We start from the raw sequence: 15,730 nt of genomic DNA on the forward strand, positions 1-15,730 counted from the left end.
GAGAACGCAAGTCGGGTGCACTGGCCGACCTGCTCACCACGTGGTGGAGCTGCCGGGCGCGTTCCCGCCATCAACTATCGCACCAGGCGCGCACCGTTGGACGAGGTCGTGACCTGGTGTAGCGAGTAGCTTCGTAGGGCCGGTGCTGAAGACGATGTTTCTTCAGCACCGGCCCTATTGCTGTAGTCCGGCGATATCGGGCCGCGAGGCTATTCGGTGGTGCCGAGAACTCCCGCGGAACGCAATTTCCCGAGTTCGCTGTCGGTGAGACCGAGGACTTCGGCCAACACCTGATCGGTGTCGGCGCCGAGGGCCGCGGCCGGGCGCACCGGGCCGTACTCGCTGTCCGCACGGATCGGGCTGTGTGCTGAGATGACCGGGCCGATACCCGGCTGGTCGACTTCGGTCAGCACCCGGCTGCCGACGCCCGCCTCGAAATCGGCCACCACATCGCTCATCTGGCGGTAGCGGCTCCACAACACACCGGCTTCGGCGAGCGCCGCACCCACGGCATCGAGAGGCAGCCCGGCGAACCACGGCCGCATCACCGCGGCGATCGTCTCCCGGTGGATGTACCTGTGCGCTTCGTCGGCGAAGTCCACGCCCAGGGTCTGTTCGAGCGAGGCGATCACTTTTGCCGTCCCCGTCGCCGTGCACAACGCCTGCCACTGCCGCGGCGTGAGCGCGACCACCATGACGCGCCCCTCGTCGGCGGTGACGAAGTCGGCGCCGAACGAGCCGTACATGTAGTTGCCGTGGCGCGGGCGGTCGCCGCGTTCCCGAACCTCGCTGAGCCACCCCAGATTCGCGACACCGGCCAGGGCGACATCGGCCAGCGCGATCTGCAGGTGCGCGCCCTCGCCGGACCGTTCCCGGCCGTGCAGGGCGGCGAGCAGGGCGGTGGTCGCGGTCATTCCCGCGACCAGGTCCCACGCGGGAAGCACATGATTCACCGGGGTGCGTGAATCGGCGGGCCCGGTGAGGTCGGTGACGCCGACCTCGGTGTTGACCGTGTAGTCCACCGCGGGACCGCCGCCGGCCTGACCGCCGATGTGCACTTTGATGACATCGGCACGCCGATCCGCGAGCGCCTCGTAGGAGAACCACGGCCGCCCCACCGCGTTGTCGACGACGATCCCCGCGTCCTTGCCCGGCGCGGTCGCCAGTGCCAGCACCAGTTCCCGGCCCTGCTCGCTGCGCACGTCCACGGCGATCGACCGCTTACCGCGGTTGAGCGAATTCCAGTACAGGCTTTCGCCATTGCTCCGGGCGACGGGCCATCGGCGGTAGTCGGGCCCGCCGCCGAGCGGGTCGACCCGGATGACCTGCGCGCCGAGTTGCGCGAGGGTCATCCCTGCCGATGGTCCCGCTACGAAACTGGCGAACTCGACGATGCGCAGGCCCGCCAGCGGCTGCCCGCTCACGCGTGCGCCACCAGGGAAATCGTGAAATGACCTGGCATCTGCATCGCGCTACTCCTTCGTCCGCGGCGGACCGCACCTGTTTGAAATATAATATATCTCAAGCGTCAGGGTGTGAGCGCCATGATCGGTCCGTCGCCCAGCACGGTGCCGGTGTCCACCGACGGGAGGGTGGACAGGGTCAATGTCCCGTCGGGCCGCACGTCGTAGGTGTGTACCCGGGTGGTGATTCCCGTGGTCAGCACGTCGGCAGCGTAGACGTGCCGCTCGTCGTCGCTCAGCACCAGCGTGCCGGGGCCGGAGCCGGGAGGCGCCGGATAGGGCGAACCCGGCAGGGCTGCCAGCGCGCCATCCGCGCCGATCGAGTATCCGGCCACACCTCCGCCGGCGACCACGGGCACGTAGACCCGCGCGCCGTCGGCGGTGACCACTGTGCCGTGCGGCATCAACGCGCTGGCATACGGAGACCCGGGGGTGGGGGTGAGGTGGCCGTCCGGGCCGATGGAGTAGCCGGAGATGTTGCCGCCCAACTCGTTGCTCACGTAGACGAAGCGGCTGTCCGGGGTGTAGCCGGGATTCACCGGCAGCGCACCGCCGGACACCGGAGCGCCGATCGACGTGAGTTCACCATCGGGCCCGATCGAGAAACTGGAGATCAGGCTGTCGAAGGGGCTGACGAAGCGCAGGAACCGGCCGTCCGGGTCGACCCGGATCATCGGGATGGTGCTGAAACCTGGTACGGAGATCGAGGCGGTCTGCGTCAATGCGCCGGATGGGTCGACCGCATAGGTCCTGACGTGCCCGGGCACGCCGCCGACGGCGACGAACAGGAGGCTGCCGTCAGCGGACAGGGCCGAGGTGATCGGAACGCCACCGCCGATCTCCACCGCACCGCCTGGGATCGGGCGCAGTGCGCCCGCGTAGTCGATCTGGTATCCGGTGACTCGCTGTTCGCCCGCCTGGCTGACGTAGACGTGGCGCCCGTTCGGTGCGAGCGTCAGGGACATGACGCCGAGGCCGACCGGCGTCTGGCTCACTTTCGTCAGCCCGCCGCTCGGTTCCACGCGCAGCACGGTCACGTCTCCGCTGACTGTGCCGCCTACGAGGAGGAACTGTGGGTCCTCGACAGGTCCGGCCGCTGCCGTGGACATACCCGCCGCGCTCAACAGAGCAGTGGCCACCGCGACTGCCGCCTTCTTGGTCCGTACGGCGAAACCTGTTGTCCCTGTCGTGGATTTCGTCATCGACGTTCCTTCCGGCGCGTGAGCGCTGTTTCCGGCTGGCCGCAGGGCTCCGCGGCCCCGGGGCGTTCGAATGTAGGAAGGTTCGGTCGCACGAAGTGTCCAGGAATTCGGACACAGTTCAGGGGGAGCCCGTCATCCGGCGCATGGAAACGGGGGCGCGCCAGCCGCACGGGAGACCGCAGGTCGCTATGACCTCGTGCTGGATGGAGTCGTCGCCGAAGTGCTTGACGACTCTCGAAGCCGAAGCGGGGTAGCCGCAGGCGCCGCATCGCCCGAAGTAGTCGAGGAGCTCGTGGACGGTGGTGCGGACCGGGGCCGGTGTTTCCCGCCCCGCGGAAGTGCGGGGATCTCGGTCCGAGTCCGCCGGATTATTACGCATAATATATTAAGACTGTCAATGTGTGATGACCGGAGGCTGGGACCGGTTCGTTCGAAAGGGTCAGTTCGGGTGGTCTGCCGGGTCCCGTCGCGGGACCGGTGCCGACCATGAGGTGAGGATGCGCAACTTCTCATGGGAGGTCGTGCCCGGCTCGGCCGACCAGAGGACGAGGTGCTGTTCGGAATCACCCGACGAGCTGAAAGTATCCCAATTCAGGGTCATCTCGCCGACATCCGGATGGTTGAGTGTCTTCGAGCCGAACTCCTGCCGGGCCACGTTGCGCGCCGCCCACCACTGCCGGAACTGTTCGTCGGCGATGGACAGCTCGCCGACCAGTGCCGTCAGCTGAGGATCGGTTGGATTGGCCGCGGCATCCATGCGGAGGATGGCGACGCACGTACGAGCGACACTTTCCCAGTCGGCGTAGAGGGTGCGCATCGCGGGGTCGGTGAAGACCATCCGCACATAGTTGCGCTGCCTCGGCGGCATCTGGCCGAAGTCGGTGATCAAGGCCGCCGCGAGGTGGTTCCAGGCGAGGATGTCGAGGTAGCGGCCGAACACCAGGGCCGGTGTCTCGGTGAGCTGGTCGAGCAGGCGCTGCAGCTGGGGACGCACGGATTTCTGGCCTCGCTTGGCGGGGCGGCGGTCCGCGCGGCGGACGAGGTTCTCGGCGTAGTCCCGCTGGGCGTCGTCCAATCGCAGGACGCGCACCAGCGCGTCGAGCACCGGCTCCGACGGTGCCAGGCGGCCCTGCTCGATCCTCGTGTAGTAGTCATGGCTGATCGCGGCCAGGTCCGCGACTTCCTCTCGGCGCAGACCTGCCACCCGGCGAGCGGCGGCACTGTGCACGCTCAAGCCCACGTCCTCGGGGCTGAGCTCGGCACGCCGTGCTTTCAGGAATCCACCCAGCTCGCGAAGGTGGGGCGCTCTCTCGGTCATTTCTCCACGATATGCCCGGCGGTGTCGCGGTGCCTGGGACAAATCCTTCCCACGCCGACCGGAAAATGGTCGGGATCGCGGCAAACCCCGAGGAACCTAGCAGATATTGTGTATAAAATACGAGTGTGCTCGGTCACAGAGGACTGGGCGTCGACCGCATGTTCAGGCGGCCGGGACAAGGTGGTGTTGAGTATCCATGACTGTGTTGCAGGCTTACCGGGATTCGACTCGACCGGACATCGAGTCGGCGTGGGCCCGATCGCGGCTCAACGGCATCCGTGAGGACGCGATGCCGCCGTTCGACCTCGCGAGCAGAAATGCCGACAGTTTTCTCGCGCGAGCGGCGAGCCCGGTGCTGCGCCGGGTCGCGAGTGAACTCGAAGGCACGCCGGTCGCGTTGGTGCTGGCCGATCAGGCCGGCCGGGTGGTCGACATCCACGGTGCCGCCCGATCGATCCGGCGCGCGGTCTCCGACATCGGCATCGTGCCGGGTGTCGAACTCGGTGAAGATCGCATCGGTACCAACGCGCTCGGCACCCCGCTGGAGACCAGGCGCAGCCTGCTCGTGCGGGCCGACGAACACTATCTTGCACTGTTCCGCGGCTTCACCTGTTACGGGCATCCGATCTTCCATCCGGTCACCCGCCGCCTCGAAGGGGTGCTGGGGATCGGCGCGACAACCAGTGCGGACCACCGGTTGTCGGCGCTGCTGGCCCGCCGCATGGTCCGCGATATCCAAGAGCGGCTCCAGCGCGACTCACCCCGCGCGCACAGCAGATTGATGAGCGCCTTCCAGGCCGCCGCGGGCCGCCGAGGCCGGGCCGTCGTCGTGATCGGTGACGGGCTGGTCCTTGCCACCCCCGCCGCGGTCGACCTGCTCGAGCCGGCCGACCACGCGGCGTTGCGTGCCTGCGCCGAAGCCGTTCCCGTCGGCGGCCAGGACAGCCGGGAACTGGTCCTGACTTCCGGTCGTGCCGTGCGATTGGTGTGTCAGTCGATCGAGGGAACCGACGGGGTGCTCGTCGACATCACCCAGGAGTCCGGTGTTCGACGTACCAGAGTGGCCTCGGACCGGATGCCGCTGTGGCCGCTGCTCGTGGTCGGCGAGACGGGAACCGGCCGAACCACCGAGGCGCTGGGGCTGGTCGGCCCCGCGGCCCGCACGCTCGACGCAACCGACATCGTGCTCATCGGTGACACAACGTGGGCGGCTCAGCTCGGCGAGACGCTCGAGGCCGGCGGCCCGCCGGTGGTCATCGAGAACATCCAGCTGCTGTCCGAGCAACTCACCGCGCTGCTCGCGCAGCGGCTGCGGGAAACGTCGCGCGAAGTCGTGCTCACCTCGACGCCGGGCGAGCACCTCGACGCGGTGCACGCCGCGCTGCCCGCGCTGTGCAACGACCGCAGGGAACTGGTCCCGTTGCGCAGGCGCAGGCACGAGGTACCGGGGCTGGCCCAGCAGATGCTGACCGAGGTCACCGGCCACACCGGGACACGGTTCACCGCCGAGACGATGCGGGTGCTCGCCGCACAACCGTGGCGCGGCAATCTCGCCGAACTGCGCCGCGTCGTGGAGCTGGTGGCGAGTGCCCGATCGGCCGGCGACATCATTCCGACCGACCTGCCCGCCTCGCACCGAGGTGGCCAGGCGCCCGGCTCACCGATTCGCGAGGCCGAGCGGGAGGTCATCATGGCGGCGCTCGAGGCCGCGGGTGGAAACAAGTTGCAAGCCGCGCGGGCACTCGGCGTCAGCCGCTCGACGCTCTACAACCGGATCAGGGCACTGCGCATCGCCTGAGCGGATCGGCCGGGGCATGTCCAGTTTGTTGGACATGCCCCGGCCGCAGTCATGTCTACAGTCGACAGCACGGCAGGCGAGCAGCAGGCCGGACACGAAAAGCCCCGCGCGCGTAGGGGGCGAGCGGGCTTTTCGGCTATGGGGTGGAATGTTCAGCAGGGGCTGTTCGGCGCGAGCAGACGCATCACGGTGCCGAAGTCGTCGATCTTGTCGACGCCGAGCACGGTCTCCACCACCTGATCGATCCTGTTCTCGGACAACACTTCTTGTGCGTTGATCCGGAATTTTGCAACCAGTTCGTCGGTGGTCATTCTGGTGCTCGGGTCGGGGGAGGGGCTGCCCTTGGGGTAGGTCCGCTCCGCGACGAAGGTGGTCCCTCGGGCGTCGACCTCGACCTTGGTCGGGCGCGCGGAGGGATGCGCGGACAGTGCCTTGAAGTAGTCCGGGTGTGGCGCGAACGTGACCTTGTCCATCAGGCTGAGCACCGAATCGCTGAACACGAGTTCCGGTGCGTGCCAGGCCCGGCTGGGGGTGACCCGGTGTGCGCCGACCGACAGCCCGTGGGCGATGTCGAACTGCGCGTCGTGGGTCTTCTCGATGACCCGGCTCTGCCACAGCGGGTGCATCACCGCGGCCTCGCCCCAGCAGCGGATGGCGTCGATCTCCTCGGGCCGGATGTCGTTGGTCTCGAGGATCTCGGTGAGCGCGTGCAGCGGTGCGTGCAGGATGCGACAGTGCGGGTAGGGCTTGTAGGACTGTTCGGCCAGGAAGCGCCATTCGGTGCCGAGCGCGTCGGTGAGATTCTGCGGTTCCCATCGTCGGGTGCCGATGTATGTGCGGAAGCCGACCTCGGCGTCGTCGAGGATTTCCAGGTCGCCGGTGTGGCCGAGTTCGGCCATGAACACCGCGGTCAGGCTGGCCTGGGTCAGGGTGCCCGCGAGCAGGTACTTGAGCGTGGAGCTGGGGGCGTGCTTGATCCACGGCCGCATTGCGTTCACCGGGGCGGTGGCGGCGGCGATGCCCAGCGCGTTCGCGAGGGTCTCGGTGGACTGGCCCGCGAGCTTGCCCGCGGCCGCGGTGCCACCGAAAACGGTGACGCTGTAGCCGATCACCGGTGACAGGTCCATCGAATCGTTCTGGACGTCGCGCAGATAGTCCATCGACTTGTAGAAGCGGTAGGACATCTCGTGGGAGAGGGCGACGGCCGCGAGTACCTCGCGGCCGGAGCGGCCCCGGCTCTCGGCCATGGCCATCGTGGTCGGCAGCACATAGGGCGAGACGTGTCCGGGCGGCAGCACCGCGTCGAAGTCGAGGGCGTTGATCAGCTCGCCGTTGGCGAAGGAGGCACCGAAGATCGACACCCGGTCGTCGGTGCCGATGATCGTGGCGTCGCCGTCGGTGCCGCCGGTGAGCTTGCCGTACTGGATCCCGATCCTGCCCTTGGGTTCCTCGACGGCGCCGAGCGCGCAACCCATCGCGTCGAGCAGCAAGCGCTTGCCTTCGTCGACCGCCTCGGGCGGCAGCGTGTCGTAGTTCGCGCCGGTGGTGAACCGGGCCAGTTGCTCGACGATGGTGTCGGCCATGGACTGTCCTCTCACAGGGGTGCGAGGACAGCAGACCTGCCCGCACCAGTCGCTACACTATATATTATGTAAGCATCGCGAACGGGTTTCCGGCAACCTCTCGGCTCAGGATACGACGCTTCCGCGCAGCCAGTACGCGACAGCTTCCGCGCGGTTCGCCGCCCCGAGTTTGCGCAGGATGTGGGTGATGTGGGTCTTGACCGTCGCCTCGGAGATCGCCAGGTCGCGGGCGATCTGGCGGTTCGCCCGGCCCGCCGCCAGCAATTCGACGACTTCGACCTCGCGCGCCGAGAGCGCGGGGCCTTCGGGGTGGCCAGGGGCGGCGGTCGCCGAACCGGTCAACCGATCGAATCCGCTGCGCAGCGCGGTCACGCCGTCGAGTAGGCTCGCCCCCGCCAGTGCATGGCCGAGGCCGGCGGCGAAGACGGCGAGCATCGCCCGCGCCGTCGCGTCGGCTTCGCGTCGCTGGAAGTAGTAGTCGCCGTGCACCAACCCCACGACCGCGCCGTTCATCGTCAGTGGGGCCACGGCGTAGGAGCTGCACTGCGTCATCTCCACCAGCGGCCGGACGACGCGCGGATTGTGCTGAACATCGAAGACCAGTCCCGGCCGTGCCCGCTGCACGATATCGCTCTCGACCAGATGGCCGTCCAGGGTCGGTGAGGACTCGCGCCCGGCCGCCAGAATCGCGTCGGCCCAGGGCTTGTCGTCGACGACGAACATGGTGTGCAGGTGCCACCGCTGTCCTTCGGTGGTCGACACGAGCGCGCGGTCGAAACCCATCGCGCCCATCGCTTCCGCGGCCCGGCTCAGGAGGTCGTCGACCCCGCGTGCGCCGTGTAGTCGTGCGATCGCCTGCGCGGCCATCCGCAGGTGGGTGGCCGAACCGGCGGCGTCGGCAGCCGCCAGGTCGGCCTCGAAGGCGCGAATGCGGGCCAGGAGTGCGGTCGTTCGCTGGATGTCTGCTCGGTTCGTGGCGTCGGACAGGGTTGCCACGGCCTCGTCCCACAGCCGCGCCAGCACGCGCTTGGCCGCGTCGGTGGAGTCGGCGCCGGGTGGCTGGATCCGGCGGCCGAGGATCTCCGAAGCCTCGGCGGCGAGGGTGACGAGCTCGGCTTCGAGTACGGCACCGCCGCCGGGTGTCCTCATGTCGATCACCACGTATCAAATCCTCGTACCACGTCCGAACAGAATATGCAATATATCTGGTGATCCGGATGGATGCGTCCGAATCGTGTCCGAATCTTGCGCGCGGCATCGACCGCTGGTCGTAGCGCCATAATCCCTTCGATTGATCCCGCGTCGAACCGCCGGTGAGCTGCACCACTGCATATTTAATATTCCGCACAGCTCGCGAAAGTGATCTGAGTCTCAGAGGAGAAACCCATGCGGGGAGCATCATGACGACGTCCACCGCGGCGGCAACCAAGCCCCGCCCCAGCCTGCGCGACCAGCTCGGTCGTTCGGAGCAGGCCTATTTCGTTCTCGGCATCACCGCCGTGCTGTGTGTCGTCGGCGCCGCAACGACGCCGGGATTCCTGACCACCGGGAACTTCGCCAGCCTGTTGCGGTTGTCGGCGGCCTTCGGGATTCTGGCCGTCGGCGTCGCCATCGTCATTCTCGGCAAAGGCATCGATCTCTCGATCGCCGGTGTCGCGCTCGGCAGCGCGCAGGCCACGCTCGCCCTGATGTCGAGCGGCATGCCGGAGTGGCAGGCGATCGCGATCGCCGCGGCGGTCGCGCTGATCGTCGGGCTCGTCAACGGCGTGCTCGTGGCCTATGTCGAAGTGCCGTCGCTGTTCGTCACCCTGGCCACCGGTCTGCTCGTCATCGGTGGGGTGGACATGCTGCTGCTCGACAGCAACTACTATGCCCTGCCCGGCGGCTCGTGGATCGCGGAATTGAGCAACGGTTCGGTCCTCGGTGTGCCGCGGCCGATCGTCATCGCCGCCGTCGTCTTCGTGCTGGCCTGGCTCTTCGTCACCTACACCTCGGCGGGCCGGTTGATCCGGGCGATGGGCGACAACTTCGCCACCGCCCGCGCCACCGGCGCCCCCGTCCGGCCGCTGCAGGTCCTCACCTACGTGATCTCCGCGCTGCTCGCCCTGCTCGCCGGATACCTGACGGTGTCCATCCAGGGCAGCGTGCAGACCACCGTCACCTCCTTCGACCCCCTGTTGTTCACCGCGCTCACCGCGACCGTGATCGGTGGCATCTCCCTGGCCGGTGGCCGGGGCTCGATCCTCGGGGTGCTCGCGGGCTCGCTGTTCATCGGCGTGCTCAACAACCTGCTCGTGCTGCACGGCCTCACCTCCGCGGTGCAGGACCTGATCCGCGGCGGCGTGCTCATCGCGGCCATCGCGCTGGACTCGTGGCTGCATCCGCGCGACGAGGAAACCGCCAAGAGCGGCGAACTGTAAATGCTCTCGCCTCGAAATACCCTCGCTCACAAGGAGTCTTCAACGATGAAGAAGAAGATGATCGCCCTCGCTCTCGCCTCGGTCTCGGCCGTCGTGCTCGCGGGCTGTTCCACCGGCGCCCGCACCTCGTCCACCGGCCCCGCGGGAGGTGAGGGCCAGACCTTCGGTGAGAACGTGCAACTGTTCGACGCGACGCAGAAGGTGCACGAGTCGATGCAGGGCAAGCGGGTCGCCTTCGTCCCGATCCTCTACAAGGGCTACAACCTGACGATGAACTGGGGCGCCTCGATGGAGCGTGCCTTCGGCAATCTCGGCGCCGAATTCCAGATCCACGACCCCAATTTCGACACCGACAAGATGACCAGGATCATCAGCGACCTGATCGCCCGCAAGGCCGTCGATGTGCTGATCCTGCACAACCCCGATGTCGGTGTGCTGTCCAAGCAGATCGAGGACGCCCAGCGCGCGGGCATCTACACCGTGGTGGTCAACATGATCTCGAGCCGCCTCGGTGACGCCTACATCGGTGTCGACAACCTCGCCGCCGCCGAGGACATCGCCCAGCGCGCGGTGCAGGACTGCGAAAAGCGCGGTGCTCCCAAACGATTGGCGATCATCGACGGTCCCGGCAACGACGCGGCCTCGCTGCTGTGGTCGAAGGGCGTGCGCAACGTGCTCGACCCGGCCGGCTTCGAAGTGGTGACCACCGCCCACACCCAGTGGCAGAACTCGCTCGCGCAACAGGCCGCCGAGTCGATCATCCAGCAGCAGAAGAACAACTTCTGCGGATTCCTGGTCACCTACGACCTCAACTCCGTCGCGGTCGGTGACGCCGTGCAGAGCGCGGTCTCGCGCGGGGTGATCCCCGCCGATTCCCTCGGCACGTACACGATGGCTGCCGACACCGTGTGGTGTGACGCGCTGCGCGCGGGCAAGGTGACGGCCTCGGCCTCCTACGATGTCCAGGGCGTCGGCACCGCCGCGGTGGTCACCACCCAGCAGCTGATCCAGACCGGTGCGCCGGCGGGCAGCAGCCACACGGTCGCGTTCGTCCCGCACACCATCGTGGACCGCGCGAATGTCGACAACACCACCATCGCCTGCTACAAGGGGCAGTGAGCGGCGATGAAACTGCAGTCACGCACACGGGGAATCGACGCGTTCCCCCTGACCGGCGGGAAGTGGCGTGATCGGCTCGCGCCGGCCAGGACCCTGTCGGACCTGTTCGAGAAACGCTGGATGGAGGGCGCGGTTCCACTGGCCCTGGCCCTGCTGCTGAGCCTGCTGTTCGTCTTCTTCACTCCGGTCGGCCCGGCCGACACCCCGATCATCATGGACGAGGTGTCGGAGAAGGGGTTGCTCGCGATCGGGCTCACCGTGGTGCTGGTCTGCGGCGGCATCGACCTGTCGATCGGTTCGATGGTCGGCCTGACCGCGATCGGCGCGATGGTCGCCTCCCGTGCCTGGGACTGGCCGATGGCGGTCGTCGCGCCGGGTGCCGTGGTGTTCGGCGCCCTGCTCGGCAGTGTGAACGGCTACTTCATCGCCTACCGCAAGATGCGTCCGTTCATCACGACGTTGGTCACCCTGGTCGCGTTCGGTGGCGCGGCCGCCGCCTTGCAGTCGGCGTTCAGTTTCGAGCTGAGCATGCCCAAGCCCGATATCGTCTGGGACTTCCTCGGCGAGGGCAGCATCGCGCTGATCCCGACCGGCTGGTTCTTCTTCGGGTGTGTGCTGATCGCCGTGCATGTCGGCCTGACCCGGTCGCGCTGGGGTTGGTGGGTCGCGGCGGTCGGCAGCGATCGGCGTTCGGCGCGACGCAACGGCATTCCCGTGGACCGGGTGACCTTCTTCGTCTACGTCCTGTCCGGCGCGCTGGCCGGGTTGGCCGCCCTGCTCACCTCGGCGCGGGTCGGGCGCACCGACCCGGATGTCGGTCAGGGCTGGGAGATCATCGCGCTCACCGCCGTGGTGCTCGGTGGTGTCAGCCTCAAGGGCGGTCGCGGCTCGGTGCTGCGGGCCACCGTCGGCATCATCGTCGTGCAGGTGATCCAGCAGGCCACCGTGGCGCTGCGACTCGAGGGCTCCTACTACACGGTCATTCTCGCCACCGCACTGCTCGTGTTCGCGGTGCTCGACCTGCAGTGGGGCAAGTACCGGCAGCGCACCGCCGACAAACTCAAGATCGATCCGGGCCGGATCACACTCGGCCCCCTCGTCGATGTCACCGAGCCGGGCACGGTGTGGACGATCAACAACCGGACCACCGACGCACCCCCGATCGGCCTCGGCAAGATCGAAGGCGCCGAGGACTGCGCGGTCGACCCCGAGGGCAACGTCTACTGCGGTGATCGCCGCGGCTGGGTGTGGCGTTTCCGCGCCGACAACCCGGACGAGGGTGAGATCTTCGCTCGCACAGGCGGTTTCCCGCTCGGGCACGGCTGGGATCGGGACGGGCAACTGCTCGTCGCGGTCGGCGGCATGGGCATCTACCGGATCTCCCCGGACGGTGAGTCCGAACCGATCGCGACGAAGGTCAAGCGCAGCCGATTCTCCCTGCTCGACGACTCCGCCTTGCGCGCGGTCGACGACCTGGACGTCGCACCGGACGGTTCGATCTACGTCTCGGACTTCTCGACGCGAACCAACGCCGCCGAATACCTGGTGGAACTGGTGGAATCGCGGGCCAACGGCCGGGTGGTCCGCATCGATCCCGACGGTGGCACCGAGGTGGTCGTCTCGAACAGCGTGTTCCCCAACGGCATCTGCACCGCACACGACGGCCAGTCGATCCTCATCGCCAGTACCGGCCTGTGCCGGGTGGACCGGCTCTGGATCGCCGGACCCAAGCAGGGACAGCTGGAACCGGTGCTGGAGAACCTGCCCGGCAACCCCGACAACCTCAACCGTTCCTCCGACGGCAACTACTGGCTGCCGTTCGTGTCGATGCGCACGCCGATGTCGGACCTGCTCAACCGCTACCCGGCGGTGCGCAGGCGGATGACCAAGGAGGTGCCGCTCGACAGCTGGGTGGTCCCGCAGCTCAACGTCTCGTGCGTGATGAAGTTCAACGACCGCGGCGAAGTCCTTCAGGTGCTGTGGGATTCATCGCTGGCGAACTACCCGATGGTGACCGCGGTCAAGGAACGCGCCGGTCAGCTGTATCTGTGCGGCGTCAGCAACAACCGAATCGGTCGACTCGCCCTCGACCCGAGCGAGGTCGGAACGATCGATCCGGCCGCGGTTCCCGGGCTGATCGTGCCCGGGCGATCGATGGTGGAGGTCCAACGGTGAATCGCACGATCAGCGCCCTGAAGGAATGGCTGAACCCCGACTGGGCCCGGCACCGCTCGGTGCCGCCGTTCGAGGCGGGTCTGCGGCCCAATCGCCGACTCGACGAGGGCACCACCCTGCTGCCCGAGGCCGAATTCGAACCCGATGACGTGATCATCCGCGACAATGGGGAGCTCGTCTTCTCCAGTGGTGACGGCATTTTCTCGCTGACCGACGGTGTCGTCACCCGAGTGGCGACGCTCGGCGGGCAGGTCGGGAGTCTGCTGCCCGCCGAGGATCGGATGATCGCCGCGGTCGAGGGCGTCGGTCTCGTCACGATCGACGCGGACGGAGTGACCGCCGATCTCTGCACCGATGCCGAGCTGGCCGCTGGCGTCACCGATCTGACCCTGCTTCCCGACGGCATCGTGCTGGCGACCATCGGTTCGCGAGCGGTGCCGGATTGGTCGGCCGCCCTGGTCGCCGCCGATCGCAGCGGGCGCATCGTGCGCGTCGACGGCTCGCACGCCGAGGTGGTCGCCGACGGTCTCGGCTGGCCGGGGGGCATCGAAAACGCCGGAGCCGGTGAGGTTCTGGTGTCGCTGGGTTTCGACCATCGGGTCGAACGCCGAGCCGTCACCGCCCTGGGTAGAGCAGGGGCGGCAGTGGGGTCGAATCTGCCGGTGTATCCGGGCCGAATCGCGACCTGCACGGACGGATGGTGGGTCGCGGCGCCGTACGCGCGCAATCGTTTCACCGAATTGCTGCTCGACGAACCGGATCTGCTGCGGGAGATGACCGCCACGATCCGCCAGGACCAATGGTTCGTCCCGCGCCTGCGGTGTCCGGATCCGTATACCGACACCCTGCAACTGGGCCAGTTGCGCGTCCACGGCGTCATCAAACCGTGGGCACCGGCCCGCTCCTACGGTCTGGCATTCCGGATCGATCAGCGGGGACGGATCGCCGAAAGTGTGCATTCACGCGCGGACAGCGACCGCCACGGGGTCACCGGCGTGGCGTCACGTGACGGACGAATCGTGGTGGCGGCGAGCGGTTTCCGCAACCTACTCGAGCCGCAGAAAGACAACGAAAGGTGAGCACCGTGAGCGACACCGCCGTCGCCGCCGAGCCGGTGATCCGGCTCAACCGGATCAGCAAGCACTACAACGGAACCTACGCGTTGCGCGACGTCGACTTCGAAGTCGCACCGGGGGAGATCCACGCCCTGCTCGGTGAGAACGGCGCGGGCAAATCGACTCTCGTGAAGGTGATCTCGGGCGCGATCGAACACGACGCCGGGACGTTGCAGGTCACCGGACGGATGCGCAACTTCAGCACCCCCAAGGAATCGGCCGAGGCCGGGGTCGCGATGGTGTACCAGGAAGGTTCGCTCGTCGAGTCGATGACCGTGGCGCAGAACCTGTTCCTCGGCGACGAGAAGGCCTTCAACAACCTCTCCCAGCTCAATGTGGTGGCCCGAGAACTGTTGGAGTCACACAACTTCCACATCCGGCCGGAGGTGCCCGCAGGTGCGCTCGGCATCGCCCAGAAGCAGATGGTGGAGATCGCCCGCGCTGTGCACCGCGACGCCAAGGTCGTCATCCTCGACGAACCGACCGCCTCGGTGACCCCGGAGGAACGACTGCAACTGTTCCTGTCGATGCGCAGGCTCAAGAAGCAGGGCATCGGGGTCGTGTTCATCACCCACATGCTCGACGAGGCGATGGAAGAGGCCGACCGCATCACCGTGCTGCGCGACGGCGAGGTGCAGGGCACGCTGGACAAACCGGCTTTCGACCGTGCCGAAGTGGTGCGGATGATGGTGGGGCGCAGCGTGGAATACCAACGGGTGCCGCCGAACCGCGAGCCCGACCCGGCACCGGTGCTCGAGGTCGAGGACATCACCCTGCTTCCGGCCGTCCGCAATATGTCGTTCTCCGCGCACGCGGGCGAGATCGTCGGCATCTACGGGCTCGTCGGCGCCGGGCGCAGCGAGACCGCGATGATCGTCGCCGGGGTGACCAAGCGACGGCGTCTGCGCGGCGGCACCGTCCGGCTGGCCGGTCGCAAAGTGCGTTTCCGGACCCCACGGCACGCCCGCCGCGCGGGCCTGGTGTACATCACCGAGGACCGCAAGGCCTCGGGCTTCTTCGGCCACTTCTCGATCGCCGACAACATCTACTTCGGGCACCTGTGCAGCGCGCCACGGCTGCCGTTGCTGGTGCGACCGGGGGAGCGCAAGACCGTGGCCCAGCGCTTCGTCGAACGGTTCCATGTCCGCACGCTGCGACCCGAGCGGGCCAACCTCGAGGAACTCAGCGGCGGCAATCAGCAGAAGGTGGTGCTGGCCAAGGGGCTGACCAGGCAGCCGCTGGTGGCGATCATCGACGAACCGACCCGCGGCGTCGACCTCGGGACGATCACCGAGATCCACGCGATGATCCGCGCCCTGGCCGACGACGGTGTCGCGGTGATCGTGATCTCGTCGTACCTGCCGGAGATCCGGGCGCTCTCGGATCGCATCCTGGTCGCCAAGCAGGGCAGCATCGTGGCCGAGTTCGATCCCGCCGAGGCCGACGACGCGAAGCTGATGTTCGCGGCGGTGCACTGAGGGGGAGGGATCCTTCCCAGGAACGGAGTCGTCCTGCCAGGGGCTTTCCGGATGACGAA

At 67.6% G+C, this 15,730-nt stretch carries 11 protein-coding genes; 6 read left to right on the forward strand and 5 right to left on the reverse strand.

Annotated features, from left to right (window positions below; genetic code table 11):
• Positions 1-209: 209 nt before the first annotated feature.
• From AB0H56_RS27785 to AB0H56_RS27795, 3 genes are all read right to left on the reverse strand, one after another.
• Positions 210-1,424: a CoA transferase gene (locus AB0H56_RS27785; RefSeq protein WP_357168605.1), complete on the reverse strand. Its 1,215-nt coding sequence runs from the start codon at positions 1,422-1,424 to the stop codon at positions 210-212.
• A 104-nt stretch (positions 1,425-1,528) separates the two neighbouring features.
• On the reverse strand, positions 1,529-2,665 hold the full coding sequence (locus AB0H56_RS27790) for a beta-propeller fold lactonase family protein (protein ID WP_357168607.1): 1,137 nt from the start codon (positions 2,663-2,665) through the stop codon (positions 1,529-1,531).
• Between the two features lie 439 nt (positions 2,666-3,104).
• Positions 3,105-3,983, reverse strand: coding sequence for a helix-turn-helix transcriptional regulator (locus tag AB0H56_RS27795; protein WP_357168609.1), 879 nt, complete (start codon positions 3,981-3,983; stop codon positions 3,105-3,107).
• A gap of 196 nt (positions 3,984-4,179) precedes the next feature.
• On the opposite strand from AB0H56_RS27795, the gene AB0H56_RS27800 reads away from it, so the two are divergent.
• Entirely contained in the window at positions 4,180-5,781 is a 1,602-nt protein-coding gene (locus AB0H56_RS27800; protein ID WP_357168611.1) for a helix-turn-helix domain-containing protein, read from the forward strand.
• 152 nt (positions 5,782-5,933) lie between these two features.
• Here AB0H56_RS27800 and AB0H56_RS27805 read toward each other — a convergent pair whose 3' ends face one another.
• Together AB0H56_RS27805 and AB0H56_RS27810 are read right to left on the reverse strand one after the other, a co-directional pair.
• The gene (locus AB0H56_RS27805) at positions 5,934-7,364 is read right to left on the reverse strand and encodes an MmgE/PrpD family protein (RefSeq protein ID WP_357168613.1); all 1,431 of its coding nucleotides are present in this window, start codon (positions 7,362-7,364) and stop codon (positions 5,934-5,936) included.
• A gap of 105 nt (positions 7,365-7,469) precedes the next feature.
• Positions 7,470-8,513 (reverse strand): response regulator transcription factor, encoded by a 1,044-nt coding sequence (locus AB0H56_RS27810; RefSeq protein WP_357168615.1) that lies wholly within the window; start codon positions 8,511-8,513, stop codon positions 7,470-7,472.
• Positions 8,514-8,764: 251 nt separating this feature from the next.
• On the opposite strand from AB0H56_RS27810, the gene AB0H56_RS27815 reads away from it, so the two are divergent.
• Genes AB0H56_RS27815 through AB0H56_RS27835 form a run of 5 tightly spaced genes read left to right on the forward strand, consistent with a single transcriptional unit; the run spans position 8,765 to position 15,671 of the window.
• Positions 8,765-9,784 (forward strand): ABC transporter permease, encoded by a 1,020-nt coding sequence (locus tag AB0H56_RS27815; protein ID WP_357168617.1) that lies wholly within the window; start codon positions 8,765-8,767, stop codon positions 9,782-9,784.
• Positions 9,785-9,829: 45 nt separating this feature from the next.
• Entirely contained in the window at positions 9,830-10,903 is a 1,074-nt protein-coding gene (locus tag AB0H56_RS27820; protein ID WP_357168619.1) for a substrate-binding domain-containing protein, read from the forward strand.
• A gap of 6 nt (positions 10,904-10,909) precedes the next feature.
• Entirely contained in the window at positions 10,910-13,078 is a 2,169-nt protein-coding gene (locus AB0H56_RS27825) for an SMP-30/gluconolactonase/LRE family protein (RefSeq protein ID WP_357168621.1), read from the forward strand.
• Positions 13,075-14,157, forward strand: a complete 1,083-nt coding sequence (locus AB0H56_RS27830) for a hypothetical protein (RefSeq protein ID WP_357168623.1) — start codon at positions 13,075-13,077, stop codon at positions 14,155-14,157. Before AB0H56_RS27825 ends, AB0H56_RS27830 begins: the two co-directional genes overlap by 4 nt.
• Positions 14,158-14,162: 5 nt before the next feature.
• Positions 14,163-15,671: a sugar ABC transporter ATP-binding protein gene (locus tag AB0H56_RS27835; RefSeq protein ID WP_357168625.1), complete on the forward strand. Its 1,509-nt coding sequence runs from the start codon at positions 14,163-14,165 to the stop codon at positions 15,669-15,671.
• The last annotated feature ends 59 nt before the right edge of the window (positions 15,672-15,730 follow it).

Source organism: Nocardia sp. NPDC050717, from assembly GCF_040654275.1.
Taxonomy (GTDB): Bacteria; Actinomycetota; Actinomycetes; order Mycobacteriales; family Mycobacteriaceae; genus Nocardia.

What these genes read in the sequence shown, in the direction of transcription:
- AB0H56_RS27790 (WP_357168607.1), bottom strand. Translation starts at nt 2,665, where the DNA reads ATGACGAAATCCACGACAGGGACAACAGGTTTCGCCGTACGGACCAAG.
- AB0H56_RS27795 (WP_357168609.1), bottom strand. Translation starts at nt 3,983, where the DNA reads ATGACCGAGAGAGCGCCCCACCTTCGCGAGCTGGGTGGATTCCTGAAA.
- AB0H56_RS27800 (WP_357168611.1), top strand. Translation starts at nt 4,180, where the DNA reads ATGACTGTGTTGCAGGCTTACCGGGATTCGACTCGACCGGACATCGAG.
- AB0H56_RS27805 (WP_357168613.1), bottom strand. Translation starts at nt 7,364, where the DNA reads ATGGCCGACACCATCGTCGAGCAACTGGCCCGGTTCACCACCGGCGCG.
- AB0H56_RS27810 (WP_357168615.1), bottom strand. Translation starts at nt 8,513, where the DNA reads ATGAGGACACCCGGCGGCGGTGCCGTACTCGAAGCCGAGCTCGTCACC.
- AB0H56_RS27815 (WP_357168617.1), top strand. Translation starts at nt 8,765, where the DNA reads ATGACGACGTCCACCGCGGCGGCAACCAAGCCCCGCCCCAGCCTGCGC.
- AB0H56_RS27820 (WP_357168619.1), top strand. Translation starts at nt 9,830, where the DNA reads ATGAAGAAGAAGATGATCGCCCTCGCTCTCGCCTCGGTCTCGGCCGTC.
- AB0H56_RS27825 (WP_357168621.1), top strand. Translation starts at nt 10,910, where the DNA reads ATGAAACTGCAGTCACGCACACGGGGAATCGACGCGTTCCCCCTGACC.